The sequence below is a fragment of the Cyanobacterium sp. genome (assembly GCF_054166785.1).
Genome location: NZ_JBSZCP010000033.1, coordinates 89,166 through 115,273, shown reverse-complemented (window position 1 = coordinate 115,273; position 26,108 = coordinate 89,166). Strand labels below are relative to the sequence as shown.

Genomic DNA, 26,108 nt, shown 5'->3' with positions numbered 1-26,108 from the left:
ATCTCAATTTATGGAAAAAACTTTTTTTTTTGAAAATTACTAAAAATTATTTGCAATAAACTCCATTTTTATTTTATACTAATTGAGTAGTATTCTTAAATAGCGTGTGAAGGAGATTTAACATTAATGTCAACTAATTCTTGGCAAAAACTAGGAGCAGTGGCTCTGATTTCTTCCCTAAGTTTGACTTTAGCAGGGGAAGCAAGTGGGAATGATAATCACTCTCAAAATATTTTATCAGATAATAGTCAAAATACCATCGACTTTTTATCTTCATCAGATAATCAACTAGGACAAGTCACCTCCGTTAATCAACTCAGTGACGTATCCCCCACCGACTGGGCTTACGAAGCCCTCAGAAGTTTGGTAGAGCGTTATGGTTGTATTGTGGGTTATCCCGATCGCACCTTCCGTGGCAACAGAGCCTTAAGCCGTTTTGAATTTGCCGCCGGTTTAAATTCCTGTATGCAATCCATCGAGCGTTTAATCGGCACTGGTGGAGTAGGGGACGAAGACATCGCCGCCCTCAGAAGACTAATTTCCGAATTTGAAACCGAACTCGCCACCCTAGGGGCCAGGGTTGACAACCTTGAAGGGCGAGTGGCATTCCTCGAAGATCATCAATTTTCCACCACCACTAAACTAAGTGGGGAAGTAATTTTTACCCTTGCCAATGGCTTTAATAATAATCGTGACAGTTTCCAAGGTACTGGGGTAGATAGAGATCAAACCATGTTCGCCAATCGTGCGCGTCTCAACTTTGATACTAGCTTTACAGGAAAAGATCGCCTTCGAGTTCGTTTACAATCAGGCAACTTTGAGCGCTTTGGTAATAGTAATATGTTGCGTTTAGGGCATGATGCTAATACTAATAATAGTTTTGAACTTGACACCTTAGCCTATCGTTTCCCTGTGGGTGATTCTATTACCGCCCATATCGGCACCAACGCCCTTAATGTTGACAGCATCTTTAGTGTTCACAATCCTTTCCTAGAAGGTGGCGGTACAGGCTCCCTAACCCGATTCTTACGCCGAGATCCCCTCACCCTAAGAGGTCCTGGGGGAGCTGGGATTGGTGCGAACATTCAACTTAGTGATAACTTAAGATTAAATGCTCTTTATCTTGCAAGTAATGCTAGTGATCCCACAAGGGGCAATGGTTTATTTGATGGTGGATTTAGTACAGGGGCTCAATTAAGCTTTACCCCCTCCCGTAACCTAGCCCTAGCCTTTGCCTATCTTCGTACCTATGAACCTGACGGCTCTGTAAACCTTGCCAGTGGTACCAGTAGCGGTGCAACGGCTAACCCCTTTGGTGGACGTGGTGCTAGTTCTGACCGTTTTGGATTACAAGGAAACTTCCGTATTTCACCTCGGGTGAACCTTAGTGCCTCTGGTAGTTACGTCTCTGCGGACAATTTAAACCGTAGTGGTATTGTAGGTGCGGCCACAGACAGAGACAATGCTGAGTTGTGGACATGGGCTACTAACCTATCTTTCGTAGATGTGGGCAGAGAAGGTGCAGTGCTTTCCATTGGTGGCGGTATGCCCCCTCGCTCTCAGTTTGAAAGGGATACTTCCTATATGGTGGAGTTACAATATCGTTATCCTATTAATCGCAACATAATCATTACCCCCGGATTGTATGCTGTATTTAATCCTAACCATGACAGTCGCAATGATACTGTCTATGTAGGTGCTGTGCGCACTACTTTCCGTTTCTAGTTGTTTACCTAGGCACATTTTCACCCACACCAACGGAGTACAAAATCTTCTGTTAGTGTGGGTTTTGGTTTTTATAAGTTTAGAGTGATTTCCTCTACTTGCCCCAATTCACCGATTTGTTTTGGGGTTTCTTCATTGACACTAATTAATAAACCCCCTGCGTTACCAGCACGGATGGTAAATTCTCTACTAGCAATCCATTCCCTCTCGCTACCTTCGGTTAAAATACCTTCAAATTCGGTATTGCCATCAATTACAACCCTCACCCATGAATCATCTTGGGCTTTAATGTTTACTTTCAATTGCTCTGGATTAGTATCCACCACAGGGATAGTGGGGTTATCCACCGTTTGACCATTGTTAGCTAAATTATCTATTATTGCTTGGTTGTCTTCGGTATTATTCTGGCTATTTTGAGTTTCGGGAATGTCTTGGGTGCTGAAAGGGGTTGGTTGCAACATTTCATTAAGACTTTTTACCGAAAAGAAGAGAAGAGCTATATAAACAATGTATAAGTATTTACTGTTAAAGTTGACCCTAAAATTTAAAGGGTTAATATTTCTATGGTGAATTGATTTATTTTTTTGATTATTATTTTTATCCGTGGGAAAATTCTTAATTTCTTCTTCTATGTTTATATTTAAAAATTCGGAGTATTTTTTAAGTAATTCTTTGATAAATACAGGCTCCGGTAGTTTACTTAAATCACCATTTTCCATCGCCTTTAAAATAGTTTTAGTGATATGAATTTTACTAGAGACAGATTCAATATCCCAACCCAAAGAAAGTCTCTTATTTTGCAACAAGACACTAATTCTATCCAATTCCTCTTGACGAATTTGATTATAATCAACCTCTGGGGGTTGCTTACTGGCAAAAAGTTTCAACATATATGTTTTATCTAGCTCATTCTATCTGAATCTTAATTTTTTGGGTTATGGGCAATTATACTCAATTTTTTCACCTCTGATTCATTTAAAAAACGACATTCTCCTAACCTTAAATTTCCTAAACGAATAAAGGCGATCGCACTTCGGTGTAAGCTAATAACAGGATGCCCAAAAAGTTCGGCAATGCGTCTAATTTGACGATTTCGCCCCTCATGGAGAACGATTTCAATCAGAGTTTTAGAAACAGTCCTTTTTTTTACAACTATTTCAGCAGGTAGAGTTTTTTTCCCTTCCCACATAAAACCATCAGACCATTTTTTGATGAGATTATCAGGCATATCACCCTTAAGCCACACTTGATATGTTTTCGGTAAGTGATAACGGGGATGAGTCAGACTGAGGGTAAAATCACCATCATTAGTGAGAATCAAAGCCCCTGTGGAATCCATGTCTAATCTACCCACAGGATGGATACCTTGTCCTAATTGTAACTCAGGATTTAATAAATCTAAAACAGTTTTTCGTTTTTTAGGATCATCACAACTAGATACAACTCCTTTAGGCTTATTCAGTAAAATATAGATTAATTGAGGCCGGTTTCGCCGACTTAGAGTTTTACCATCTACTTCTATTTTATCTCTATTAGGGTTTGCTTTGTCACCCAAAGTGATTATATTACCATTAACTTTTACCTTCCCTGCCAAAATCATTTTTTCAGCTTCTCGACGGGAAGCAACTCCCCATTCTCTTAATATTTTTTGAACTCTATCAACCATTAATTTGATTATTGAAAAACAATCATATTTAACCACTAATCATCATTACACAAATTAGCTCAATATTAAATTATCAGCATCATATTTTTGGTGGTGGAGAAAGCTATAAAATAAAACGCCCGTGGAAAATTTACAAGTCAATAAAAACTATGCTTTAGTAACTTCTTTATTGTAAACTTTTTATTGGTCAACTTTTACATTGTTATGAATACCGAAAAAAAGTCAGAAATAATATCTCGTTTTCTTGCCCCCGCCGTAAAACTATGGATTCGTAGTCAGGTTGAATCCATAACGCAATTAGATATTATCATTGACGCAGGAGACAAACAAATTCTTTCGGGAAAAATTAATCAAATAAATTTAACGGCAAAAGAAGCTAACTATCAGGGAATTTTTATAAATTATGCTTCTGTTTTCACAGAAAATATTGCGGTTAATTTAGGGGGTATTTTACGGGGAAAACCTTTGAAGTTATTACAACCTATTTTTGTGGCGGGGAATGTAATTACGACTAATGAAGAGTTAAAAAAATCTCTCCAATCCTCTTTATTAATTCAGGGCTTAACGGATATGCTCAAAATTTTGTTAGAAAATGAAGGCATAAAAAATGGAGAAGAAATTATTAGTAAATATCAAATTAACTGGAATGATATTATCATTGATATTCAAAAAATTATTATCAAAGGGGAATTAATTGATACCATAAATAAATCTAGTAGTCTATTAAGTATTATCAGCAATATAGATGTAAAAGATGAACAAAAATTAATGCTAACTAATTTACAAATAGAAGGAATGAAAGAGTTAAATAATATTCCCATTAATGATTTAACCATTGACTTAGGCAATGATGTTTCACTCTCGGAGTTAACGGTTTCCCCACAGGAGTTACACTGTGTCGGTAAAATCAAAGTAGTTAGTTAAGGGTTTGATAGGTATCACCCACCAAACCGTATTTTTTTTAAGCGTTTACTTTATCTAAGCCTCGTACAGCATAATGTTGCTCTGGTACGTTATAACCAGCCTCTCCAAAGGTTTCCTTAATCAATTTGTTGGTATCAAAATAGACTTGCCAATAATGATCACTGTTACAATAGGGGCGTACCGCTAAGACAGGGCCTGCGAAGTTAAATTCTAGGATTGCCACCGTGGGGGCAGGTTCGTCAATCACATTGTCAATGGTGGTTAATTTTTCGGTTAAAAGTGCGATCGCCTCTTGGTGGTTCGTACTATGACTTAATTGAGCCACCAAATCAACACGACGATAAGGATTAGCAGAATAATTTTGAATATTGTCAGCAAAAATTTTATTATTGCCTACGATAGTATTAACGTTATCAGGGGTGTTGATAGTGGTCACAAATAAACCAATTTCCTCCACCGTACCAGTTACTCCCCCAGCACAAATAAAATCACCCACCGCAAAAGGTGTAAATAAAACAAGAAATACTCCCGCCGCAAAATTAGCTAAAAGGCCTCCCCAAGCCGCACCAATGGCGATACCAGCCGCCGCTAGTAGGGCCGCAAAAGATGTAGTTTCGATGCCAAAATAACCTAAAATTGCTACGATCAGGATGATTTTTAAAGCGACAATCAAAAAATTAGTCAAATAAGCAATCAAAGTTATATCGACACTCTGTCTTTTCAACAGGCGAGATAATAACCTAATTCCTTTCTTAATTAACCACTGCCCAATTATCCAGAGTAAAATTGCCCCAACCAACTTAAATCCAAAAGTTGCTAGTTGCTCCCTAACAGTCTGTAAAAAAACGTTTACTCTTTCTACTTGTATTTCATCTACAGGTAGTTGAGCGAACCAAAATTGTGTTGTCATTTTCGATTTTCATGTAAATAGTAATTTATTTATATCATTAGAAATAAAGTCAGAATAGTTAAATTTTATTTCTGATTATTTAGAAATATTTACCTTTATTAAAAATGTATATCATGAAACAAAATAAGTGAAATATCACAAAGTAGTTAGTTAATAAACTCCGATGATTTTGCCCAAATAACCGTCTGATTACTATAAATTACCATCCCCGGTTTAGCCCCCTTGGGTTTATAAACATACTTGGGCTTAGTATAAATTACAGGTACTTGATCGCTTTCCCTTCCTTGACTATAATAAGCGGCTACATTAGCGGCATATTGTAAATCTTTTTTATCAGGAATATCCCCCGCATTTAATCTCAACAAAACATGGGAACCCGGAATTTCTTGGGCATGAAACCATAAATCATAATCGGTGGCAATACGAGATACAAGTAAATCATTTTGGCGGTTATTTCTTCCTACTAATACTTCAAAATTAGAAGGGGTTTTAAAAGTCCGAGGTTGAGATTCTTGATTACTATTTAACTGTCTATATTGGCTATCTTCTATATATTTTTGACTAATTAATTCCCCCTTAATTTCTTCTAAGGTTTCAAAGTCTTCTAGATCATTATTTTCTAATTGTAAAACGTTATTTAAAGTCTGTTGAAGATAATTTATTTCCTCTTCTACTGCTTCTAATAAGGGCTTAACCGCATCTTTTGCTCTTTTTAATTTTTGGTGTTTTTTATAAAGGGCTTGAGCATTTTGGATGGCATTTTTATCGGGTGCTAAGGGTATTTTAATAGGCTCTCCTGTGCTAAAATCATCGAGAATAATCGATTCACTCCCGATAGTCCATTGATGAAGATTTGCCATTAATAAATCAGCTTGGGTACGATAAATATCGGAGTTAGCCGATTGATTCATTTTATCTTTATATTTGTCGGCTTTTACCTGTAATTTTTTAGTAATATTTTTTATTTTTTGTTGCAGTTGTTGTTGTAATTGCTGAAAGTTTTCTTGATTAATTTTTTTTGTATAGTAATCATCAATTATTTTATGCAAATTTTCCTGAGCAATATTTTCTCCATGGGGAGGTAATACGCTATAGCCAGATGGGGTAGTGTGGGGAAAAAAAGTTTTTTGGTGGATTGTGGTTAACCATTGTTGCCATTGTTGATAAAGTCTCTCCCATTCATCGGGGGTTAACTCATGATTTTGAGTAGGTAACTCTATTTTGGCTTGATTTATTAATTCTTTGGCAATGGTGGGGCTTACTCCCCGATAGGATTTTATTAGTTGTTTATCTAGTCTGCCAGGTATAAGGTTAACGGTTTCTTGCCAGTCGGTGAGGGATTCTTCCATTTTGGGGGTGTTACCCGTGAGGGGAGGGGGTAGTTGATAGGCTTGGCTGGTTTCCACGGTGCGCACGCTGGATTTGGCGGAGGTAATTTGCTTGGCAACGGTAATAATTTGTTGTTGGGCGTTGGTAAGGATGACGTTGCTATATTTCCCCATCACTTCTACATAGAGATGATACAAGGGTTTTTCGTTGGGGCGTTGGGCAAATTGGAAGTCAATCACTCTTTCCCATTCACTAACAATATCTACCCCGATTAAAGCATACCCGCTAATGAGGTGACGTAGTTGTTCACTGAAGGTGAAAGTATCTTTTTTGCGAGGGGGAGGATTTCCGATACAAATTCGGGCGGCCTCGGGATGCCATGCAATGGTTAGCCATGATTTTTTTTTCAGACTACGTAAACATAATGAGATTGAAGTGCGATCGCACTGATACACTTGTTCTAAACGGGAAGGTATATATTCGGTATTGAGAGAATGGCAGATTGCCACGAGGGCGGTATAGTCAACGGGTTGCATACTAATTAGGGGTTAGGTGTCAGGGCGAATGAAAAGTAGGATTGATTTGAGTTAATTATCTATTTCTTGCCTTTTGACAGGATTACCACACTCAGACAACTGATAACTCCCCTCTTTTAAACCATGCTTAACTGCTACCCTATCATCAAAAACAAAACATTCCCCTTCCCACAAACTTTCCTCCTCTGGCACTTCCTCCAAATACTTCAAAATACCCCCCTTCAGATGATAAACCTCCTTAAAACCTTTTTTAAGCATTAAAGCCGTTACCTTCTCACAACGAATGCCCCCCGTACAAAATAAAGCCACCTTTTGCTCCTTATTTTTGCTCAAACTGTCATCTATATAATCATTAAACTTCTTAAAAGAATTAATGTGAGGATTTTCTGCCCTTTTAAAAGTACCAATTTCTACCTCATACTCATTACGAGTATCCACCAACCTAACATCAGGTTGAGAAATCAACTCATTCCATTCACGGGGAGATAAATAAGTGCCTACCTTTTCATTAGGATTCGCCTCAGAAATGCCAAAAGTAATAATTTCCTCCTTGATTTTTACCTTCATTCTTTCAAAAGGTACATAATCCATTAGGGAATATTTGACATCAAACTCCTCACCATCACAAACTCTTTTTACCTCCTCCACCACCTTTTCAATATCCCCTCCCATGCCCACAATATTACTATTAATTCCCTCATGGGCGATTAAAATAGTTCCTTTTATTCCTAACCCATTACATAAATTTAATAACTTCCCTTGTAATATCTCAAGCTCATCCAATGGGATAAAGTGATAAAAAGAAGCAAAGGTAAATTTCATATCCTATCTAAATCTCAATATTTCTGAAAATTTTATGACTTAAAACCAGTAAGGTAAATTTGGCAACAGTTACCCAACATAGCTTATCAATTCCCTATAATCATACCACGAAATCAAATGACAATTTTTTACCCTTAAGGCTTAACTAATAAATAAACTCCCACACCAAAACAAATGAAATTAGGAAGCCATGCCGCCATCGTGGGTGAAAGTACATCAATTAAACCAAGGCTACCGATGAAAAAGCTAGTTAGATAGTAACCAAAAACAATTAATATCGTTAAACCAAAACTTGTACCCTTATTGTTTTGACTAAATTTTGTTCCAATGGCAGAGCCAATGATAGCAAAAATGATACAAATAAAAGGAAAAGATATTTTTTGAGCCGTGCGTACACGATACATAAGAATACTTCTTTGGTTGCCCACCTGTTCTAAAATTTCGATATATTCAAGGGATTCACGAATATTCATTTCATAGGGGCTTCTACTTTTTGAAGCTAACTCTAAAGGAGTTTTGGGTAGTGGTATCCTTTTATGTTGGAAAAAATTAGTACTAATTTGCGACAAATTCATTTTAATGTGATAAATTACCCCATTAGAAAAATCCCATTTATCCTCGTTACTATTCCAATTACCCGTTTCCGATACTGTGATAGTTTCTAGCTGATGGTTACTGGTTTCTATCACCGTAATATTTTGCATCTCTTGCCCATCAAATTCTTGGGCATAAAAAAGACTTTTTAATTCTCTTTTTACTTCTCCATCGGGGGTTACTATCTCCTCATATTGAGGATAAAAAATATCTTGTTGTACACTGTATCTACTTACTACTCCAGAGTCTCCTGCAAGAATAGAGGTGGCTAAATAATTAGATGGGGGTATGATTAATTCATTAAAAGCAAAAGTAACGAAAGTAATAACAATACTGAGCGCGATGGTGGGGGCAATAAGGCGATAAATACTGATACCACTACTTTGCAGGGCAATTAATTCACTATCTTTACTCAAACGGCTATAGGTGAGGAGTGACGTTAGTAGCACCGAAAAAGGTAGGGCATAGCCTATATACTCAGGAAATTTGAGTATAAAAACTTGAAGTGCAGAGATAAGCGGTAGGTTAGATTCTATGATTCTGTGGGATAAATCAGATATAGTGGCAATGGCAACTCCCACACAAGAAAACATTGCTACACAGAAAGTAAAGGGAATTATAAACTCCCTCAAAATGTAGCTATCCATTATTGATAGATTAAACCGACGCATTCACAGTAAAATTAATTTTCAAATCAACATATCTTATCAAGATATTGCCATCGTAACACTATCAAACCTTTTCCAATATTAATGACTACCAGCAAAAACACCCAAACTATCCAGAAAAAAGTATATATAATCTTGATAATAGGGTTAATTGTCCGTACGGTTATCGCCCTCTTTCTTCAACCTGGCTACGATGAAGCGTACTATTATCTTTATAGCAGAAATTTAGATTGGAGTTATTTTGATCATCCTCCTTTAGTGGCATTTACTACGGGGATAGGAGTTTGGATAACTGGCATTGTCAATCAATTTACTATTCGTATCGGTACTTTAATACTCCACACGGGTAGTTTGTATTTATTATATTTAACAGGCAAAAAAATGTATAACCAATCTGCTGGTTTTTTTGCCGTTACCATTGCGTCCTTAATTCCCATATTCCAAGTAGCTTTTGGAATTCTTACTTTACCGGATGTACCATTAATCTTTTTTTGGACGTTAACGTTATATGTGGCGAGTGAGGAATTTTTTACTTCTCATGGGGAATATAAACCTTCTTATCGTATTGCCATTATCGGTGTTTTGGTGGGTTTAACTTGTTTGAGTAAATACCATGGCTTTTTGTTGGGTTTGGGATTGGTAGGTTTTTGCCTTAGTAATAAATCCTATCGTCAAGTTTTCTTTTCCCGTTGGCTATTACTATCTTTTGTTTTATTTTTACTCACTCTTTTCCCTGTATTGTATTGGAATTGGCAAAATGACTGGATTTCTTTTGGGTTTCAACTTTCGGGGCGGTTTGAATCTTCTGGAAATATAGAGGTTAATATTCTTAATCTAATTCTCTTTTTTATTGCAGGTATCGGTTATCTATTTCCTAGCTTTAGTATTCCTTTATGGTGGATAACCATACGCTCATTTTTAATTGAAATTTTTAGTCGTCCCCATTATCCTAGTCGGTTACTATTGTGGGTATCTTTTCCGATGGTGGTAGGTTTTACTTTGTTGGGGGGGGTTACTCAAGTTTTACCAACGTGGGCAATGCCCGGTTTTTGGACTTTAACTATAGTTTTTGGGCATTATGTATGTGCTTGGAATCGGGAGTTTCCTCGGAGAATCAAAAATTGGCTAGTCTTTTCAGGGTTTTTTATTTACACCCTAGTAGCGGTTGCTTTATTTCATTTTGCTACGGGGGCGTTACAGAATCCCAGTCCTTTTTTTCCTATAGGTATTGTAGCTCCAGAAAATGATCCTTCTACGGAATTAATTGATGTGGTGCAGTTGGGGGAGGGATTTAATTCATCTCCAGAGTTTCGGGAGGCGTTGAGTAATAGTGATTTTGTTTTTACCAATGCTTATTATTTAGGGGGTTATGTTGCCATGGGGTTAGCACAAAATGAAGATATGATAGCCATGCCGATTACTTGTATTAGTGATGATGTGAGGGGGTTTGAGTTTTGGCAACCTTTGGAGGATTTAATAGGCAAGGATGGTTTATTGGTTACTCTGGAGGTTTTTGGGCAGGATAATGGTTTGATGGATGAGTTGGCGGGATATTTTGATAGTTTTGATTTTATTACGGAGATTCCTTTGCGTAGGGGGGGGGCTGTGGTGGAAACTTTTTATGTTTATCAGGGAAAAAATTTACTGGTTAATAATGATGATGTGAGAAGGGGCAACGGGGGAAATAATTGATGGTTAGGCAAAAAAAATATTTAACTAAAAGGTTAACTCTGGCTATGGGCAAAGCACTTTTTCATGACAACCTAATAGTTAGTATAATGAGTGAGGAAAATGATTGTGGATAAGTTTCAATGGACACAGAAAAACTAACTAAACTAGAGTCTAAATTATACAGCGAAATTCCCCTATTGGGCGATCGCCTTAGACAACAGGCAGTGAAAGAGTTATCGACAATAAAAACTCCTCAGTCCATTGAAATATTAAGCAAGGCTTTAATTTTTAGTGGGGATAAAAATGTTAAAAATGGGGTACTAAATACCCTACGACAAATTAAGTTACAAGATACATCCCTTATCAATGTTGTTTGTCAAACTTGGGCAGATAATCGAGAGGTAGAGTTAACTAAGTTAATTAAGTTAAAGGGGTGGGTTGCTTATAATCCTATCCAATTGAGGGTATTAACGGCGGTATGTTTAGGATGGCAAGGAATATTAGAGGAAGAAAATAAAACTACCGTTGTGGAGATTCTTTTAGAGTTATTAAAGGATAAGGAAGGGGAAATTAGGGGTAGGGCGAGGGAATGGTTAACTTCTTTGAGTGATGAAGATTTACAAGCCCATGTGTGTCGTTTAGCCAGTGAAGAAAATAATCAGGATGCTTTGGACATTGCCATTGAGGTTAATTATAGACCCCTTGAGCCTTCCCAGTCTGCCTTATTTTATTATTTTACTCAACAATGGGAACGTTATCGAGAGATTGATCCAGATTATCATCTTTTAGAAGAAGTTTATTATAATGATGCTTCCGATGAGTTGAGGGCGAGAATTGATAGCCATGGTATGGGTTTAAAACGGATAGAGTGGTTATGGATGTTACTTGGTGGGAAGGAAGGCAGAAGGATAAAAACTATTTCGGCGGATAGGTGGAAAAGGATATTAGAGGTATTGGCTTCCGCTAGAAATTGGGATACCCTCTGGGAGTTGATAACCGTTGTGCCTGTAAGGTGGAGTTTGGAAATTATTAAAACCCTCAAAAATAATCGTTGGTTGCCCAAAGCACCAGAAGAAAAAGGGATGTTTAATGACATACTTAGTCTTGCCGTTAAAATTAAAGGGAAGTCTATTCCCCAAGGGAAGTTGATTCGTTGTGTTTATGACTGGAATCATGGAGATATTATCAGTGCGATCGCCCTTACCTCTGATGATAAAATGTTAATTAGTGCTGGGGGAGAATCCATAAAACTATGGAATACCGACACGGGGGAGGAAATTAATAGCTTCAAAAGACATCTCAAAGGAGTGACTGCCATTGCCCTCAGTAGTGATGACATAACCCTTGCCACTGGTAGCCGAGACAAAACCGTATCCATGTGGCGCATCCCCGAAGGCAATAACCTGACTAATTTCTCTGCCAATAACGCCTCCGTTTGGTCCCTATCCATGACCAGTGATTGTAAAATAATCGCTAGTGCTAGTTATCGAGAAATCCGTCTATGGCAATACCCCTCAGGAAAACTCTACAAAACCCTCACAGGATTTAAAACCGAAGTAGAATGTACCCTAATTACCAAAGATAACAGTCTTTTAATAGCAGGGGGAGGAAAAAATGACCATACCGTAAGGGTGTGGAGTCTTCCCGACGCAGAAAAAAAATATACCCTCACAGGGCATCAAGGCGCCATTACAGCCCTCGCCATTTGCCCCTTTAACGAAACCCTTGCCACCGCCAGTAAAGATGGTACAGTAAAATTATGGTCATTATCCACGGGAGAAAATAAAGCCACCCTCCAAGGACACCATAACACCATCTGGCAATTACAAATTACCCCCGAAGGGCAAAACCTCATCACCGTCAGCGAAGACAAAACCATTAAAATTTGGCAACTAACCACGGGCAATCTCAAAGCTACCCTCGAAGGGCATCAGGAAGCTATCTGGTGTATGGGCATTAGTGAAGATGGAAACCTTCTGGCTACGGGAAGCCGTGATAATACCGTCAGACTCTGGAGTTTACCCGATGGGGCATCCATGGGAATTCTCAAAAGCCATCAAAAACCTATTCGCCATATCAGCATAGGGCGTGCAAGAAGTTTCATCATCACAGGAAGCGACGACAAAACCTTAAAACTATGGAAATGGGATTTACCTCAACTGTGTAACTTGCCAATTTTTACTATCTCCATCCCCCAGCAAAAATCTATCTCAGACATACTTATAAACCAAGAATTGACCCCCGAAGAAGAAAATTGGTTAAAACTAATGGAAGAACTAATTAAGATCAAAAATAAGCGAAAATTAGAAATAGTACCAGAAAAAAATTTGCCCTCCGACACCGATGAGAATAAAATAAATCTTGATGAAAGCACAGAAAAATAGATGTCAATCATACCAGAATTACCTCAAAATCTCGGCTCAAGGCTATTTTTTCAAGGCAGAAAATTTCAATTTGAAGTAAATAAACTACGACTTCCCAATGGTGTAGAAGGAGAATGGGAGTGCATCCGACACCCCGGGGGGGCTTTAGCCGTACCCATTACCCCAGAGGGAAAACTGGTATTAGTGCGTCAATATCGCTTCGCCGTCAAGGGCAGACTATTGGAATTTCCCGCAGGTACCATCGAAAAAGGAGAAAGCCCCCTTTCTACCATTGAAAGGGAAATAGAAGAAGAAACGGGATATAAAGCACATCAGTGGCAAAATCTTGGTAAATTTCCCCTAGCCCCTGGATATTCTGATGAATATATTTATGCTTTTCTTGCTCAAAATTTACAAAAGTTACCCCATCCCCCTAATCAAGATGATGACGAAGATATCGAGGTAGTTTTGATGTCTCCTGATGAGTTGGAAGAAGTTATTTATCGAGGTAGCGAGGTTGATGCTAAATCTGTTACGGCTTACTTTTTAGCTCGTCGTTTTTTTCAAAAATAATTAATTTTAATAATTCTTCTTTGGGAACTTTTTGGGTATAAATTTAGTATTATTTTAGGGGAAAAAACACTATATTATGAAACCACAAGTAATATTTTTAGATGCGGTAGGCACTCTTTTTGGGATAAAAAATAATGTCGGTTGGGCTTATGTTGAAATCTCTCAAAAATATGGTGTTGACTATGATAGGGAGTTGGTAAATCAAGCCTTTTATGACTGTTTTAAAAATTCCTCTCCCCTTTCTTTTAACACTCAAGAAGAATCTCTAGTAAAATCCTTAGAGTTTGATTGGTGGAAAGAAATTGCTAAAAATACGTTTGAATCTTTAAATTTATTAGATAATTTTACTAATTTTGATGATTTTTTTGTGGAGTTATATCAACATTTTAGTACCGATGAACCTTGGTATATTTATGATGAGGTAATTCCTTGTTTAAATTTATGGCAAAAAGAAGGTATTGACCTTGCGATTATTTCTAATTTTGATACCCGTATTTTTTCTGTTTTAGAAAGTCTTAATTTGCGTCAATATTTTTCTAGTATTACTATCTCATCTTTGTCAGGAGTGGCGAAACCTCATCCAGATATTTTTATTAAGGCTCTTAATGATTGTAATTGCTCCCCTGAAAATGCTTGGTACATTGGGGATAGTAAAAAAGAAGATTATTGGGGGGCGAAAGGAGTTGGCATGAGGGCTTTTTGGCTATCGAGATGATGGAAGAAACATAAGTTACAAATTATAACGATTGTAAAGTTTTGTAAAGACAATCAGGGAAAAATATAAAAAGTAGGTCAACTTTCTGGAAATAGATCTTAAGCTAGGATCACAGAGTACAGTTATCAATTGCCTTGTTTAGTATGACGGAATCTATTTTATATACATCAATTCCCCGATCTGCACAACCTAGCAAACCGATAAAATGGGTGTTATGGTTAGTGTGGAAAATGGCGATCGCAACTTTGCTTTTAATGGCCATTGGAGTAGCTACTAGGGTGATGAATGCGGGGTTAGCCTGTCCCGATTGGCCCTTGTGTTATGGTCAGGTAGTACCCACCAAACAGATGAATTTACAGGTGTTTCTCGAGTGGTTTCACCGCCTTGACGCTTCATTTATTGGGCTAAGTGCGATCGCCCTTACAGGATTATCATGGTGGAAAAAATCAGCGCTACCCTGTTGGCTACCATGGGCATCTAGCCTAGCACTGGGTTTAATCGTATTCCAAGGAATTTTAGGGGGATTAACCGTCACTCAACTACTCAGATTTGACATTGTCACCGCCCATCTAGGCACAGCCCTATTATTTTTTGCCACCCTAGTATTTATCGGCAGTAAAATCAGCCCCTATCAAGGTACAGCCACCGTCGGCAATCTTAAACTTATTAGTATTATCGCCACCATCCTCGTCTATATCCAATGTATTTTAGGGGGTTTGGTAGCTAGTCAGTGGGCAGCCCATCAATGTCTCGCAGGAGGGCAACTCTGTTTTGTAATGAATAGTCACATTATTGGCATATTTCCTCCCACCATTGCCACTCTCTTACTGGTTATTTTTTCTTGGCGTACTCCTGCCTTGGCAGTAAAACTAAGAAACCTTGCCAAAATTATTTCCCTATTGCTAGGGAGTCAAATTCTTTTGGGTATGGGTACTTTTTACTTTCATCTACAAATAGAGCCCTTAACCATCGCTCATCATACCATTGGAGCAGCTTTATTTGGAAGTTTAGTATCTTTTAGTGTTTTTGCCAGTAGAGACTCGGAAGTAAGTTATCAATAGATAAACTATCAAACTTCATTTTATATTGCTTATTTGCTGTGTTTGATAGGTTTCCTGTGCCAAATTTTCAGTATCAAAAGTATTCATAGTAAATCATTGTTACTAAATACAAAAAAAAGCAATTTTTACCATTAATTAACCATCGATTCACCATAAAAATTATAATGATTGGAACAAGTTTAACCCCCCGCAACGAAAATTTTAGGGAAGTAATTAAAAGTTATTATCTACTAACAAAACCAAGGATTATTCCTTTACTCCTAATCACTACCGCCGCTTCAATGTTTATCGCTTCCGATGGAAATATTGACCCCATTTTACTAATGATTACCCTCCTAGGAGGTACTTTAGCCGCCGCCTCGGCTCAAACCTTTAACTGCGTATATGATCAAGATATTGATTATGAAATGAAACGCACCCGTAAACGTCCGATTCCGTCAGGAAAAGTTCATCCTACCCATGCCACTATATTCGGAATTTTACTCGGTATCTCATCCTTTACTCTCCTTGCCCTTTGGGTAAATCTTCTTTCTGCCTTACTAGCCGTATCGGGTATCGTGTTTTATATGCTCATTTATACCCATTGGCTAAAACGTCATTCTACCCAAAATATTGTTATTGGCGGTGCCGCTGGGGCTATTCCTCCCCTTGTGGGCTGGGCTGCGGTGACGGGGGATTTGAGTTGGAGTGCATGGGCAATTTTTACCCTTATCTTTTTGTGGACTCCTCCCCATTTTTGGGCTTTGGCTTTAATGATTAGTGATGATTATGCGGAGGTGAATGTGCCTATGTTGCCTGTGGTGGAAGGGGCAGAGCCTACGGTTAAACAAATTTGGGTATATACTATTATCACGGTGGTATTTAGTTTTGTTCTAATTTATCCTCTACATACCTCTGGATTAGTATATCTTATAAGTGCGATCGCCCTAGGCGGTTTTTTCATCGCCAAAGCATGGGAATTACAACAAAAACCAGAAGACAAAGATAGGGCAAAATCCATGTTTAAATATTCTATTCTTTATATGATGTTACTATGCACTGGCATGGTAGTTGATAGTTTAGTTTGATAAAAAAACTTAAAAGCAGGGGGATTAAACCCCTTGTAATAAAGATAGAAAAAAATGCAGTTAAACTATAAAAATAACTTAGTATTCAAGATATTGTAACCATTTCCTATTGTCTATTCCCCATTGCCTACCCCAAGTAAAAGTCATATCGAAAACCAGCAATACCTATAAATCATCTTTGTCTGTAGAGGCTTTTTTAAACCTTTCTTTTGCCTCTTGAAAAGCATTGCGCATCACCTTTTTAATCTTATCAGGATCAGGTTTTTTACCCCCCACCAAGTCCCCAAAATAAGCACAAGCCCCTTCTCCTAAACCCCAAGTATAGGCTGCTGCCCATGAAGCTGCCACAACACTTCCAAATCCGGGGATAAACTTGATTAACTCCCTTCCCACCGCTTGGGCTAAGAATCCCCCTGCGATCGCACTTACAATACCCCCAGCCTGAGAAACACTAATATTTTGACCATACAATTTACCCAAAAGCCCCACCATAGAAACCTCTAGGGCAGTCAACACAGGCATGGTAGCAAAGGGTAAAGGCACCGCTGCCACCGTACCAGCCATGACAGAAAAAGAAAGAATATAACGTCTTGCAACTTCCTTATAAATATTACCCAATTCCGAACCCGCCTTTTCATCCAACAATTGATAAATAGTCTTTGATTCTGCTTCAGGCAAAAGTTGAGCCAAATTATCCACCATGGTATCTAAACCATAAAAAACAGGATTATAGCCATCATCTTCTAGGGTAAAATCAATTAATACTGCCCGATCATATAAACCTAAAAAACTATTTTTAATCTCATTAAAAGCCCTTTCAATATCAGGTAAATTAGGAGGATAAGGGGGATGATTTTCCATGTCCATGGGATACAATTCATGGGTTGAAGTTACCACCAATAAACAAGGAATTTGAGGATATTTTTTGCGTAAATTTAAAGCCACCTCCTTAAGGCTGTCCGTAGCAAAATCATTGATTTTCACCGTCAAAATAATAATTCTCGCCTTGCCCGTCTCCTTATCTAACTCTTGGCTTAACTCATCAATAATTGCCTCCGTATTTTTTTCCACATCCCCCAAGCCCACGGTATCCGTAAAAATCAACAGGGGTAAATCTTCCGATGGATAAGCGTATCTCTCTGTATATTGAGTATGGGGACGAAAACCTTGCCCCACAATCTCTGCCCCTACCCCCGTTAATCCTCTTACAATAGAGCTTTTTCCCGCTTGGGGTTTTCCTATTAAAACGGCTTCAGTGGTGGGAAGTTGCGATCGCACTGATTCCAAAATGTCAGCAACCTGTTTTTCATCAACACGGAATAGGTTAACCGTCTGATTAGCGATACGTCTTATGGGTGGAAATTTCATCAATTATTTGTGATTAATTATCAATTATTCAAACCGTTAACTGTGATATAATTATTATGTAAGTATAAGTAAAATTACACAAAAAGCGGAACAATAGACAAAAAAAGCCATATAGCACCATTGTAGAAAAAAGAAAAATAAACTTTTTCCCTAAAAGTAATTGCTTTAAGCACCCTAAAAGATTATCATGTTACCAAAATCATCAAATCCTCTTCATCCCCTAACACCTATTACTAGAAGTTATACTCGCCACCGTCACCACTGACAAACAAAAACTTCTACCTCCACACCCCTCAATCAACTATCGGGAGATAAACAACATGATTTCGATGAGTATACCCCTTCACACTGGAAAATGGCAAACCGTAAGTTTTCCTTCAACCCTTTATCTTTGTCCTGTCTTAGATCTATTATTGACAAAGATACCCAAAGAGTTACACCCAGAAATTAGATTAGGACTACAAGAAGCCCTCGTTAATGCCGCTAAACATGGCAATGGTTTAGATCCTAGTAAGCCCGTTATCGTCAAATTTGCCTATAAAAAAGGGGAATACTCATGGTTAATTTGTAATCAGGGTACTGGTTTTTGCGAGTGTGAATGTTATCCTAAAACCGACAAATTTCCCCCCGATGAAGCGGAAAATGGTCGAGGTTTATGTATGTTACACCACATTTTTGACCGAGTTTTATGGAATAAACAAGGTACTCAGGTAACACTTTGTAAACAAGTACAACACCATTTTTTTCCCCGCAAAGCCATCACAGCTTGTTAGGGGATTTTTTTTATTAATGATTTCCGTGGCTAGGGCAAGGTAAAGGATTAATGGTTTTATTTAGCCATCCTTGGGCTTGATTAACTCTTTCTAGGGCTTCTTCTGGTTCATTGTTTAAAAGGAAAACAAGACTGGAGGCAAGTTGTTGCCCTGCTTGGGCTTTACGGTTATTTTTTTGTTTGTGCCAATCATAGGAGCTAATGGTCATTTTTTCGGCTAACAGTTGAGCTAATTCGAGGGTAGTTAGTTCCGCAATAGTTTTTGTTTCTGATGAGATACTCATGTTGTACAATTTAATGGATTGTTTACTTTTTATTTTAGAATGTCTGAGCGTCAAAACTCCTCCCCCGATCATGATGATTTCGATTTAGGTGGTGCTATTTTTGAGTTAGAAAGTGCGATCGCACAGCTAAAAGAGCGTTACAATCAGGTAGAAAAAGACCAAACCCGTCAGAAAGAATTAGAAGAAGAAAAGCAAGAATTAGAAAAACAACTGAAAAGAAATTCTCGAGAGTCCATCAAAACAGAAATAAACCTTATCAATCAAGAATTAGAAGAAATCGAAGTAAGGTTAGAAAGTCAACTATTTAAATGGAGTAGCCTAAACGAACCATTCTGGCAAATCGTTAGGTTTGGAGGCTTCGGTATTATTATCGGCTGGATACTCAAAAGTTTCAGTAACTAGCCCCTATTCTGTACTCTCGGTAAAGATATGTAACTACCAAAAAACAGAAGTGATATAATGATTGCCAAAGACAACAATATAGTTAAAGGGCGAACGATGGGACTTGAACCCACGAATGGCGGAATCACAATCCGCTGCCTTAACCACTTGGCTACGCTCGCCATTACGATTATTAATTATAGCATAAAAATATTAAAATAGTCTAGGTAATCTGCCATTTTTTTTTATGAATCCTCTTGCACCATCAAAAAGTCTGCCCCTATCCACCATTGCCATCCTCAGCGGAAGCATTTTAGCTATTTTTGGGGGTATCTTAATGTTTACTAACCCCAATCAAAAACAATACGAACAATTTGCCGAAGAAAAACTATCTATTTATGCGAAAGAAAGTCTTTGTCAAGCAGGAGCCCCCGGACTAGATCAAGTAATCAAGAGCCAAGTATGCCATATGATGGTGGAAGCTGGACGGGGTCAAATTCCGAGGGTAGTTAGGGAAACAACCCAAAGAAAAGACTATATGGTATTGAGCATTTATGAAACAAACCTCTATCTCTATAGATTTAGGATTATTGGTATATTCAACAATTTTTATGTCCTAGACGTGAATCAGTTGTATGATCAAAATCAATAATCGATCCTGCTTAATTTTTGAGAATCAGCCATGACAGAAATCACTAATCAAGATCAAAAAGCCCAAGAAGCAGAATACACCCGCAACCCTCCTTGGGGTACTGTCACTCTGTTGGAAGAGGGCCCGTACTATCGTATTAATCGTATTACAGTAAAGCCCAGTAATCATATTAGTACCCAAATGCACTATCATCGCAGTGAGCATTGGGTAGTGGTGGCAGGGACTGCTAAGGTCATTTTTAATGGGGAAGAAAAGTTATTACTACCAAAACAGTCCACCTATGTACCCATGGGTATCCGTCACAGGGTGGAAAATCCGGGGGTTGTGCCTTTGGTGATGATTGAAATTCAAAATGGGGAATATTTGGGAGATGATGATATTATTCGTTTTGAAGATGCTGAGGGAAATTGATCCTTAACAATGAATCCTTGACTTGTTGCCAATGAAATATCTGGGTATTTAAAACTCTTAAGCCTGATGAGAATTTTTGTTAACTTTTCTTAATTATTTTAAACAAATTTTTTTTTTGATCGCATAATCGAGGTAATGACAAATATACGATAGGTTAGGAGACTCATGCCTAAGACCAAAACTGTTTACATTTGTAGTGCCTGTGGGGCTGAATCTATCCAGTGGTTTGGGAAATGTCCTAATTGCGATACATACGGGACTTTGGAGGAACAAATTATCAATCCTGTCACCAATGGGGGAACAAGTTTTAGTCGGGCTGGTTGGCAGTCTCAAACCCGTGAATTTCATACGGGTAATGCGGAAGCAAAACCGAGGGCTTCGGTAAAGTTTTCTGATATTACGGAAGAGGAGCAACCGCGCATTGAGTCGGGTTATCAGGAATTAGATCGGGTATTGGGGGGCGGAATTGTACCGGGTTCTTTGGTTTTGATTGGGGGTGATCCAGGTATTGGGAAATCTACGTTATTGTTACAAACAGCCAATCAGTTATCTTTGCGTCTTCCTCGCATTCTTTATGTATCGGCGGAGGAGTCGGGGCAACAAATTAAGTTACGGGCAACTCGCTTACATGTAGGCGCCCAGGAGGCGTTGCAAGTAGAAGAGCAGAATAATCATAATGGTAATGGAAAAAAGCCCAAGAAGAAGGAAGATTCTGAACAAAAAGGGGCTGTTAGTTTGGCTTCGTCTCCTAATCTTTATGTGATGCCTGAGACGGATTTGGAGGAAATTTTAAAGGAGTTGGAATCGTTAAAACCCCAAGTGGCAATCATTGATAGTATTCAAACCCTCCATTATTCCAATATTAATTCTGCCCCCGGTTCGGTTTCTCAGGTGAGGGAGTGTACTTCGGCACTGATGCAGGTGGCAAAACGGGAAAGTATTACTTTATTTATTGTCGGTCATGTTACTAAGGAAGGGGCGATCGCAGGGCCTCGGGTATTAGAACATTTGGTGGATACGGTATTATATTTTGAGGGCGATCGCTACGCATCCCATCGTCTGTTAAGATCAGTAAAAAATAGATTTGGGGCTACCCATGAGATCGGCATTTTTGAAATGGTGGATCACGGTTTGGTGGAGGTTTTAAACCCTTCGGAGTTGTTTATGAGTAGTCGGGATGAACTTGCCCCCGGCACTGCCACCATCGTATCTTCTGAGGGTACCCGCTCCATTGTGGTGGAGTTACAAGCCCTCGTAAGCCCCACTAGCTATACATCCCCTCGACGCTCTACCACGGGGGTAGATTATAACCGTTTACAACAAATTTTGGCGGTATTAGAAAAAAGGGTAGGCATTCCCCTTTCCAAACTAGATGCCTATGTGGCTTCGGCGGGGGGCTTGGGGGTAGAAGAACCTGCGGCGGATTTAGGCATGGCGATCGCCATTGTGGCCAGTTTTCGGGATCGTATAGTTGATCCTCGCACCGTACTCATCGGCGAAATCGGTTTGGGGGGACAGGTGCGCCTAGTATCTCAGATGGAGTTACGTCTCAAAGAAGCCGCTAAATTAGGGTTTAAAAGGGCGATCGTTCCCAAAGGACAAACTTACCCCAGTGATCTTGGTTTAGATATTATCAGTGTAAATAGGGTCATAGATGCGATCGTGGTTGCCATCCCCAATAATCAAAACTCAGAAGAAGAGGAACAGGAAGAAAACATATAGGGTGGGCAAAGCCCACCAAAACGGACAATAAACTAACGGTGCATAGCCTTAGCCAACTCCGCCGCTACCTCAGGACGAGAAAATTGAGGAGGGGGTAACTCACCACGTCTCAACATCTCCCTTACCTTAGTACCCGAAAGGTGTACCCTTTCCTCAGGACTAGAAGGACTGGTTTTAGAAGTCGCCATCTGCTCCGTACGCTTACAATAAAAAGCATGTTCAAACTTCATGGGTGTAATACCCAACTCCGCAGGTTCAAACTCATCAAAAATTAACTGAGCATCATAGGTGCCATAATAATCCCCAACCCCCGCATGGTCACGTCCCACAATAAAATGAGTACAACCATAATTCTTACGAATCAAAGCATGAAAAATCGCTTCCCGAGGACCTGCATAACGCATCGCCGAAGGATTAATAGCAAGAATCACCCTGTTTTGAGGGAAATATCTATCCATCATAATTTCATAACAACGCATCCTCACATCCGCAGGTACATCATCGCTCTTCGTAGCCCCCACCAAAGGATGGAGAAATAAACCATCAACGGTTTCTAATGCACACTTTTGGATATATTCATGGGCGCGGTGAATAGGGTTACGGGTTTGAAAGCCCACCACAGTTTTCCAGCCCCTTTCCACAAACAACTTACGAGACTGGGCAGGATCAATTTGATATTTAGGGAAAAGAGGGTGATCATCCCTTTCCAATAACCAAATAGGTCCAGCAAGGTTAACTTCCCCTTGCTCATAAACAACCTTTACCCCAGGGTGTTTATCCTCATCGGTACCATAAACTTTAACAGCCTCATGGGTCTTGTTATAACGATATTTTTGAGTAAGTTCTAATACCCCTACAAATCTACCACTAGGATCATCTAAACGTACCCAGCTACCCTCTTTTAAAGGCTCTGCCACCTCTTGGGTTACAGATAAAGTAACCGGTACAGACCAAGGTAAACCATTCACAAGACGCATATTATCAACTACACTCTCGTAGTCATCCTGTGCCATAAACCCTTGTAGAGGACTAAAACCACCGATGGCAATCATTACCAAATCAGATGTTGCCCTTTCATCTAGTTGAACCCGAGGAAGTTTATCTCCCTGAGCCATAAACTCGTCTCTTTCGGCCGTCGTTGCCAATCTATTTATTAATTTACCACCATGGGCGCTGATGGTTTCTTCAATTTTAGTCATAGAATTTTTATAAAAATTTAGCCACGTTTTATCCTATCAAGCAATGAGCATTTTGGGTGAACTACCATGACTCCACCCACCAATAAACTCTGCCCTTCAACTTTTGTACAAATTTTTCTAAGGAGGAATAGTTGACCCAAAAGTAAAAAATCAAGTAAAATGCAGAAATCCTAAACTCTTAAAGAAAAAACTATTCTTTAATCAATACTCCATGGAGACGCAAGAATTTGCCGAGCTTTTTCCCCTTTTTCATAACCTCAGTGATGAAACCTTAGAGTCGGTGATAAAACTACTAGAGCCGAAAAACTGTGAAAGAGGAGAAACTATAATTTCCCAAAATGATTGGGGTAGTTGTTTTTATCTAATCGCTTCAGGATGGGTAAAAGTACAGCGTTTTTATGGAGGACTGCCTATTACCATTGAAATTATCGGTAAAGGGGGATTTGTGGGGGAGGTAGGTATTCTCAGTAGTGGGGACTTTAATAGTCAGGTAATTAGTATTTCTGATGTGGAAATGTTTACTATTTCTGCCCAAAGGTTTATCCAAGTATTATTTCGAGATGCTCAAATACAAAATCGCCTCCTAAAATCTATGGTTAATAAGGTGATAGAGGCTCAAGAGTATTACCGTTTTCATCAACAAACTAGCAAGGTAAGACTAGTAACTATTCTCATTTCTTTGGCGGATAAGTATGGTAAACCCATGGAAAATGGATTTGAGATTTATAATTTTCACCTCCAAGATTTAGCTGATTTAGCTTTATTGTCCCTTGAGGAATGTATTCAAAATATGAGTAAGTTAGAGCATAAAAAATTGGTTAATATTGATAATAATTTTAATATTATGTTCCTTACCAATATCAAACAACTTCATCATATTATTGGACAGTTGGGCAATGAATAGTATTATTTTGCTCAACGAGGTAATAATTACCCAGTAATTCATACTTTATTCAAAATATTTTTTAATCCCTATTTAAAGAGATATATTTTTTAGAAAAAATGCTGTTTTTTCTGTTGCATATTTCTTTCCAAAAATAAGAGGATCATAATACCAATAAAAACACTGCCAGAGGAAAATAACCAAAAATTATGTGCATAACTTTCTCCTTTGTCTAATACATAACCTCCCAATGGTGGCCCAATTAGATTACCAATAGCCCAACACTGAGAGTTAATGGCAAAATAGATTCCTCGTAATGAAGGAGGGGCAAGTTTTACTATAAATCCTGAAGCAGGGGGATTGTAGGTAGCAAGGGCGATCGCACTTACCAATACAGCTAAAATAGCAGTAAAAAAAGCATATTGTGTCAAATTACCAGCCAACCAAATGAGAATAAAAGCCACCGCCCAAAAAAGGAAAGACAAAATTAAGCCCTGAATGTGAGTCAGACGATTAAGAATTTTAACAATAGGCAATTGAAACAAAGCAGCAAAAGCAATATGTAAACTAAATAAACCACTGATACGAGTAATGGAAAAATTATCAGGATTAACCGCAAAATTAGTAAAGTAGAGAGGTAAAGTGGACTGTAACTGCATGATATAAGTTGTAAAAATCACATTTACCACACAAAAAATCCAAAGATTATAATCCCTTAAAGTTTGTCCCCACCCCTGCCAAAAAGATTGACTGACCTTTTCCTTATCTCCCGATTCTTTAATCGCCCAAAAAATTACCCCATAAAACACCACAAAAGAAATACCATCAATGACAAATAACAATCGATAACTACCCGTCAAAGCAATTAAGCCTCCGCCGATAGCCACCCCAAAACCTAAACCCACACTATCTCCTAAACGATTAAGAGCAAAAGCAAAATTTCTTTGTTCAGAAGTAGTCAAATCCGCTATCATTGCCTCCGCAGGAGGCCAATAAAAACCAATACCCAACCCCATCAATAAATTGCCCACCAATAAAGATGAATAGCTAGAAGCAGACGCAAGAAAAATATCCGCAAAAGCAGATATAAAAGCTGATAATAACAGAGTTTTTTTTCGACCCCAACTAGGGGAATCGCTCCAACTCCCCCCCAAAAAACGTCCTACAATGCCCGATATAGAAGCACTGCCGAGGGCAACACCCACCGATGTAGGGGAAAATCCCAATTGATTAACAAAGAAAAGGGGGGCATAAAATAGAGTAAAACCAGTACCAAATTGTAATAGCGTCCTACCCCCTGCGAGTATCCATACCTGTCTATCTAGGGCAGTTTTATCTGTCATTACGATGTTTAAAAATTAAGATGGGCTATCCTCCAGATGCTTTTTGAGATAAATTAATCACGATTATCTAGCGCCAAGATTTATTCTCTAAATCTCGAATTTGACGCTCAAGACGATCAATTCTTCCCCTTAATTCATCCATTTCAGACTGCCTAGGTACTCCTAAATCTTGCAACATATTACGTAATTGACGCTCCATTTGAGTTTGAAAATTACCCGACTCAGATTGCATCTGCTGCATTAAATCATCCACAATGCCCTTAGCTTGATCAGAGTTTATCTTACCATCCTTAACCCATTGATCACTTACTTCCCTAATTTTTTCCGCCGCCATAGAAGTAGTGCCGACACCAATCATTAGTAGTTGTTTTAACCAATCGTTATTATCCATAATCTTAATTAGAGTAGAATTTAATTTTGTTATTCTTTAATTATTACATTTACCTAGAAAAGAATTAGAAATTTAATA

At 38.5% G+C, this 26,108-nt stretch carries 25 protein-coding genes and 1 tRNA gene; 14 read left to right on the top strand and 12 right to left on the bottom strand.

Annotated features, from left to right (window positions below):
- Nucleotides 1-126: 126 nt before the first annotated feature.
- Nucleotides 127-1,725: an iron uptake porin gene (locus ACXITR_RS06365; protein WP_457996393.1), complete on the top strand. Its 1,599-nt coding sequence runs from the start codon at nt 127-129 to the stop codon at nt 1,723-1,725.
- A 71-nt stretch (nt 1,726-1,796) separates the two neighbouring features.
- Here the strand turns inward: ACXITR_RS06365 and ACXITR_RS06360 are convergent, their stop codons facing one another.
- Both ACXITR_RS06360 and ACXITR_RS06355 read right to left on the bottom strand, forming a co-directional pair.
- Nucleotides 1,797-2,615 carry a helix-turn-helix domain-containing protein gene (locus ACXITR_RS06360; protein ID WP_457996392.1) on the bottom strand — a complete coding sequence of 273 codons (819 nt, stop codon included), beginning with the start codon at nt 2,613-2,615 and terminating at the stop codon, nt 1,797-1,799.
- A gap of 32 nt (nt 2,616-2,647) precedes the next feature.
- The gene (locus ACXITR_RS06355) at nt 2,648-3,391 is read right to left on the bottom strand and encodes a pseudouridine synthase (RefSeq protein ID WP_457996391.1); all 744 of its coding nucleotides are present in this window, start codon (nt 3,389-3,391) and stop codon (nt 2,648-2,650) included.
- Nucleotides 3,392-3,595: 204 nt separating this feature from the next.
- Between ACXITR_RS06355 and ACXITR_RS06350 the strand changes: the two genes are divergently transcribed.
- Nucleotides 3,596-4,315 carry an LmeA family phospholipid-binding protein gene (locus ACXITR_RS06350; RefSeq protein WP_457996390.1) on the top strand — a complete coding sequence of 240 codons (720 nt, stop codon included), beginning with the start codon at nt 3,596-3,598 and terminating at the stop codon, nt 4,313-4,315.
- Nucleotides 4,316-4,352: 37 nt separating this feature from the next.
- Here ACXITR_RS06350 and ACXITR_RS06345 read toward each other — a convergent pair whose 3' ends face one another.
- The 4 genes from ACXITR_RS06345 to ACXITR_RS06330 all read right to left on the bottom strand — a co-directional run bounded on the left by ACXITR_RS06345 (nt 4,353) and on the right by ACXITR_RS06330 (nt 9,153).
- Nucleotides 4,353-5,225, bottom strand: a complete 873-nt coding sequence (locus ACXITR_RS06345) for a mechanosensitive ion channel family protein (protein WP_457996389.1) — start codon at nt 5,223-5,225, stop codon at nt 4,353-4,355.
- A 146-nt stretch (nt 5,226-5,371) separates the two neighbouring features.
- Nucleotides 5,372-7,090, bottom strand: coding sequence for an Rqc2 family fibronectin-binding protein (locus ACXITR_RS06340; protein ID WP_457996388.1), 1,719 nt, complete (start codon nt 7,088-7,090; stop codon nt 5,372-5,374).
- Between the two features lie 51 nt (nt 7,091-7,141).
- Nucleotides 7,142-7,912 carry an oxygen-dependent tRNA uridine(34) hydroxylase TrhO gene (trhO, locus tag ACXITR_RS06335; RefSeq protein WP_457996387.1) on the bottom strand — a complete coding sequence of 257 codons (771 nt, stop codon included), beginning with the start codon at nt 7,910-7,912 and terminating at the stop codon, nt 7,142-7,144.
- Nucleotides 7,913-8,046: 134 nt separating this feature from the next.
- Nucleotides 8,047-9,153, bottom strand: coding sequence for an LptF/LptG family permease (locus ACXITR_RS06330; RefSeq protein ID WP_457996386.1), 1,107 nt, complete (start codon nt 9,151-9,153; stop codon nt 8,047-8,049).
- Nucleotides 9,154-9,258: 105 nt separating this feature from the next.
- Here ACXITR_RS06330 and ACXITR_RS06325 point away from each other — a divergent pair, with 105 nt between their 5' ends.
- From ACXITR_RS06325 to ACXITR_RS06300, 6 genes are all read left to right on the top strand, one after another.
- The gene (locus tag ACXITR_RS06325) at nt 9,259-10,866 is read left to right on the top strand and encodes an ArnT family glycosyltransferase (RefSeq protein ID WP_457996385.1); all 1,608 of its coding nucleotides are present in this window, start codon (nt 9,259-9,261) and stop codon (nt 10,864-10,866) included.
- Between the two features lie 119 nt (nt 10,867-10,985).
- Entirely contained in the window at nt 10,986-13,229 is a 2,244-nt protein-coding gene (locus ACXITR_RS06320) for a hypothetical protein (protein ID WP_457996384.1), read from the top strand.
- Nucleotides 13,230-13,781, top strand: coding sequence for an NUDIX hydrolase (locus ACXITR_RS06315; protein WP_457996383.1), 552 nt, complete (start codon nt 13,230-13,232; stop codon nt 13,779-13,781).
- A gap of 76 nt (nt 13,782-13,857) precedes the next feature.
- Nucleotides 13,858-14,496 (top strand): HAD-IA family hydrolase, encoded by a 639-nt coding sequence (locus ACXITR_RS06310; RefSeq protein ID WP_457996382.1) that lies wholly within the window; start codon nt 13,858-13,860, stop codon nt 14,494-14,496.
- Nucleotides 14,497-14,639: 143 nt separating this feature from the next.
- Nucleotides 14,640-15,557, top strand: a complete 918-nt coding sequence (locus tag ACXITR_RS06305) for a COX15/CtaA family protein (protein ID WP_457996381.1) — start codon at nt 14,640-14,642, stop codon at nt 15,555-15,557.
- 164 nt (nt 15,558-15,721) lie between these two features.
- On the top strand, nt 15,722-16,624 hold the full coding sequence (locus ACXITR_RS06300; RefSeq protein WP_457996380.1) for a heme o synthase: 903 nt from the start codon (nt 15,722-15,724) through the stop codon (nt 16,622-16,624).
- A 165-nt stretch (nt 16,625-16,789) separates the two neighbouring features.
- Here ACXITR_RS06300 and ACXITR_RS06295 read toward each other — a convergent pair whose 3' ends face one another.
- Entirely contained in the window at nt 16,790-17,992 is a 1,203-nt protein-coding gene (locus tag ACXITR_RS06295; RefSeq protein WP_457996379.1) for a GTPase family protein, read from the bottom strand.
- Nucleotides 17,993-18,312: 320 nt separating this feature from the next.
- Between ACXITR_RS06295 and ACXITR_RS06290 the strand changes: the two genes are divergently transcribed.
- On the top strand, nt 18,313-18,765 hold the full coding sequence (locus tag ACXITR_RS06290; protein ID WP_457996378.1) for an ATP-binding protein: 453 nt from the start codon (nt 18,313-18,315) through the stop codon (nt 18,763-18,765).
- Between the two features lie 13 nt (nt 18,766-18,778).
- Here the strand turns inward: ACXITR_RS06290 and ACXITR_RS06285 are convergent, their stop codons facing one another.
- The gene (locus ACXITR_RS06285) at nt 18,779-19,048 is read right to left on the bottom strand and encodes a DUF6439 family protein (RefSeq protein WP_457996377.1); all 270 of its coding nucleotides are present in this window, start codon (nt 19,046-19,048) and stop codon (nt 18,779-18,781) included.
- A gap of 39 nt (nt 19,049-19,087) precedes the next feature.
- Between ACXITR_RS06285 and ACXITR_RS06280 the strand changes: the two genes are divergently transcribed.
- Nucleotides 19,088-19,450, top strand: coding sequence for a hypothetical protein (locus ACXITR_RS06280; RefSeq protein WP_457996376.1), 363 nt, complete (start codon nt 19,088-19,090; stop codon nt 19,448-19,450).
- An 88-nt stretch (nt 19,451-19,538) separates the two neighbouring features.
- On the opposite strand, the gene ACXITR_RS06275 is transcribed toward ACXITR_RS06280, so the two are convergent.
- Nucleotides 19,539-19,611 (bottom strand) — tRNA-His (locus ACXITR_RS06275).
- 65 nt (nt 19,612-19,676) lie between these two features.
- Here ACXITR_RS06275 and ACXITR_RS06270 point away from each other — a divergent pair.
- The 3 genes from ACXITR_RS06270 to radA all read left to right on the top strand — a co-directional run bounded on the left by ACXITR_RS06270 (nt 19,677) and on the right by radA (nt 22,214).
- Nucleotides 19,677-20,081: a DUF4359 domain-containing protein gene (locus tag ACXITR_RS06270; protein WP_457996375.1), complete on the top strand. Its 405-nt coding sequence runs from the start codon at nt 19,677-19,679 to the stop codon at nt 20,079-20,081.
- Nucleotides 20,082-20,111: 30 nt separating this feature from the next.
- Nucleotides 20,112-20,492, top strand: a complete 381-nt coding sequence (locus ACXITR_RS06265; protein ID WP_457996374.1) for a phosphomannose isomerase type II C-terminal cupin domain — start codon at nt 20,112-20,114, stop codon at nt 20,490-20,492.
- A 165-nt stretch (nt 20,493-20,657) separates the two neighbouring features.
- Entirely contained in the window at nt 20,658-22,214 is a 1,557-nt protein-coding gene (gene radA, locus ACXITR_RS06260) for a DNA repair protein RadA (protein ID WP_457996373.1), read from the top strand.
- A gap of 32 nt (nt 22,215-22,246) precedes the next feature.
- On the opposite strand, the gene sat is transcribed toward radA, so the two are convergent.
- A complete protein-coding gene (gene sat / locus ACXITR_RS06255; RefSeq protein ID WP_457996372.1) occupies nt 22,247-23,413 on the bottom strand; it encodes a sulfate adenylyltransferase in 1,167 nt (388 codons plus the stop codon).
- A 211-nt stretch (nt 23,414-23,624) separates the two neighbouring features.
- Here sat and ACXITR_RS06250 point away from each other — a divergent pair, with 211 nt between their 5' ends.
- Nucleotides 23,625-24,317 carry a Crp/Fnr family transcriptional regulator gene (locus ACXITR_RS06250; RefSeq protein ID WP_457996371.1) on the top strand — a complete coding sequence of 231 codons (693 nt, stop codon included), beginning with the start codon at nt 23,625-23,627 and terminating at the stop codon, nt 24,315-24,317.
- 89 nt (nt 24,318-24,406) lie between these two features.
- Here ACXITR_RS06250 and ACXITR_RS06245 read toward each other — a convergent pair whose 3' ends face one another.
- Both ACXITR_RS06245 and ACXITR_RS06240 read right to left on the bottom strand, forming a co-directional pair.
- On the bottom strand, nt 24,407-25,639 hold the full coding sequence (locus ACXITR_RS06245; RefSeq protein WP_457996370.1) for an MFS transporter: 1,233 nt from the start codon (nt 25,637-25,639) through the stop codon (nt 24,407-24,409).
- A gap of 67 nt (nt 25,640-25,706) precedes the next feature.
- The gene (locus ACXITR_RS06240) at nt 25,707-26,030 is read right to left on the bottom strand and encodes a phasin family protein (protein ID WP_457996369.1); all 324 of its coding nucleotides are present in this window, start codon (nt 26,028-26,030) and stop codon (nt 25,707-25,709) included.
- Nucleotides 26,031-26,108: the final 78 nt, after the last annotated feature.

What these genes read in the sequence shown, in the direction of transcription:
- ACXITR_RS06250 (WP_457996371.1), top strand. Translation starts at nt 23,625, where the DNA reads ATGGAGACGCAAGAATTTGCCGAGCTTTTTCCCCTTTTTCATAACCTC.
- ACXITR_RS06285 (WP_457996377.1), bottom strand. Translation starts at nt 19,048, where the DNA reads ATGAGTATCTCATCAGAAACAAAAACTATTGCGGAACTAACTACCCTC.
- ACXITR_RS06340 (WP_457996388.1), bottom strand. Translation starts at nt 7,090, where the DNA reads ATGCAACCCGTTGACTATACCGCCCTCGTGGCAATCTGCCATTCTCTC.
- ACXITR_RS06280 (WP_457996376.1), top strand. Translation starts at nt 19,088, where the DNA reads ATGTCTGAGCGTCAAAACTCCTCCCCCGATCATGATGATTTCGATTTA.
- ACXITR_RS06365 (WP_457996393.1), top strand. Translation starts at nt 127, where the DNA reads ATGTCAACTAATTCTTGGCAAAAACTAGGAGCAGTGGCTCTGATTTCT.
- ACXITR_RS06240 (WP_457996369.1), bottom strand. Translation starts at nt 26,030, where the DNA reads ATGGATAATAACGATTGGTTAAAACAACTACTAATGATTGGTGTCGGC.
- ACXITR_RS06270 (WP_457996375.1), top strand. Translation starts at nt 19,677, where the DNA reads ATGAATCCTCTTGCACCATCAAAAAGTCTGCCCCTATCCACCATTGCC.
- ACXITR_RS06245 (WP_457996370.1), bottom strand. Translation starts at nt 25,639, where the DNA reads ATGACAGATAAAACTGCCCTAGATAGACAGGTATGGATACTCGCAGGG.
- ACXITR_RS06345 (WP_457996389.1), bottom strand. Translation starts at nt 5,225, where the DNA reads ATGACAACACAATTTTGGTTCGCTCAACTACCTGTAGATGAAATACAA.
- ACXITR_RS06265 (WP_457996374.1), top strand. Translation starts at nt 20,112, where the DNA reads ATGACAGAAATCACTAATCAAGATCAAAAAGCCCAAGAAGCAGAATAC.
- ACXITR_RS06325 (WP_457996385.1), top strand. Translation starts at nt 9,259, where the DNA reads ATGACTACCAGCAAAAACACCCAAACTATCCAGAAAAAAGTATATATA.
- ACXITR_RS06315 (WP_457996383.1), top strand. Translation starts at nt 13,230, where the DNA reads ATGTCAATCATACCAGAATTACCTCAAAATCTCGGCTCAAGGCTATTT.
- ACXITR_RS06355 (WP_457996391.1), bottom strand. Translation starts at nt 3,391, where the DNA reads ATGGTTGATAGAGTTCAAAAAATATTAAGAGAATGGGGAGTTGCTTCC.
- ACXITR_RS06300 (WP_457996380.1), top strand. Translation starts at nt 15,722, where the DNA reads ATGATTGGAACAAGTTTAACCCCCCGCAACGAAAATTTTAGGGAAGTA.
- ACXITR_RS06350 (WP_457996390.1), top strand. Translation starts at nt 3,596, where the DNA reads ATGAATACCGAAAAAAAGTCAGAAATAATATCTCGTTTTCTTGCCCCC.
- ACXITR_RS06320 (WP_457996384.1), top strand. Translation starts at nt 10,986, where the DNA reads ATGGACACAGAAAAACTAACTAAACTAGAGTCTAAATTATACAGCGAA.
- ACXITR_RS06295 (WP_457996379.1), bottom strand. Translation starts at nt 17,992, where the DNA reads ATGAAATTTCCACCCATAAGACGTATCGCTAATCAGACGGTTAACCTA.
- ACXITR_RS06330 (WP_457996386.1), bottom strand. Translation starts at nt 9,153, where the DNA reads ATGGATAGCTACATTTTGAGGGAGTTTATAATTCCCTTTACTTTCTGT.
- ACXITR_RS06360 (WP_457996392.1), bottom strand. Translation starts at nt 2,615, where the DNA reads ATGTTGAAACTTTTTGCCAGTAAGCAACCCCCAGAGGTTGATTATAAT.
- ACXITR_RS06310 (WP_457996382.1), top strand. Translation starts at nt 13,858, where the DNA reads ATGAAACCACAAGTAATATTTTTAGATGCGGTAGGCACTCTTTTTGGG.
- sat (WP_457996372.1), bottom strand. Translation starts at nt 23,413, where the DNA reads ATGACTAAAATTGAAGAAACCATCAGCGCCCATGGTGGTAAATTAATA.
- trhO (WP_457996387.1), bottom strand. Translation starts at nt 7,912, where the DNA reads ATGAAATTTACCTTTGCTTCTTTTTATCACTTTATCCCATTGGATGAG.
- ACXITR_RS06305 (WP_457996381.1), top strand. Translation starts at nt 14,640, where the DNA reads ATGACGGAATCTATTTTATATACATCAATTCCCCGATCTGCACAACCT.
- ACXITR_RS06290 (WP_457996378.1), top strand. Translation starts at nt 18,313, where the DNA reads ATGATTTCGATGAGTATACCCCTTCACACTGGAAAATGGCAAACCGTA.
- radA (WP_457996373.1), top strand. Translation starts at nt 20,658, where the DNA reads ATGCCTAAGACCAAAACTGTTTACATTTGTAGTGCCTGTGGGGCTGAA.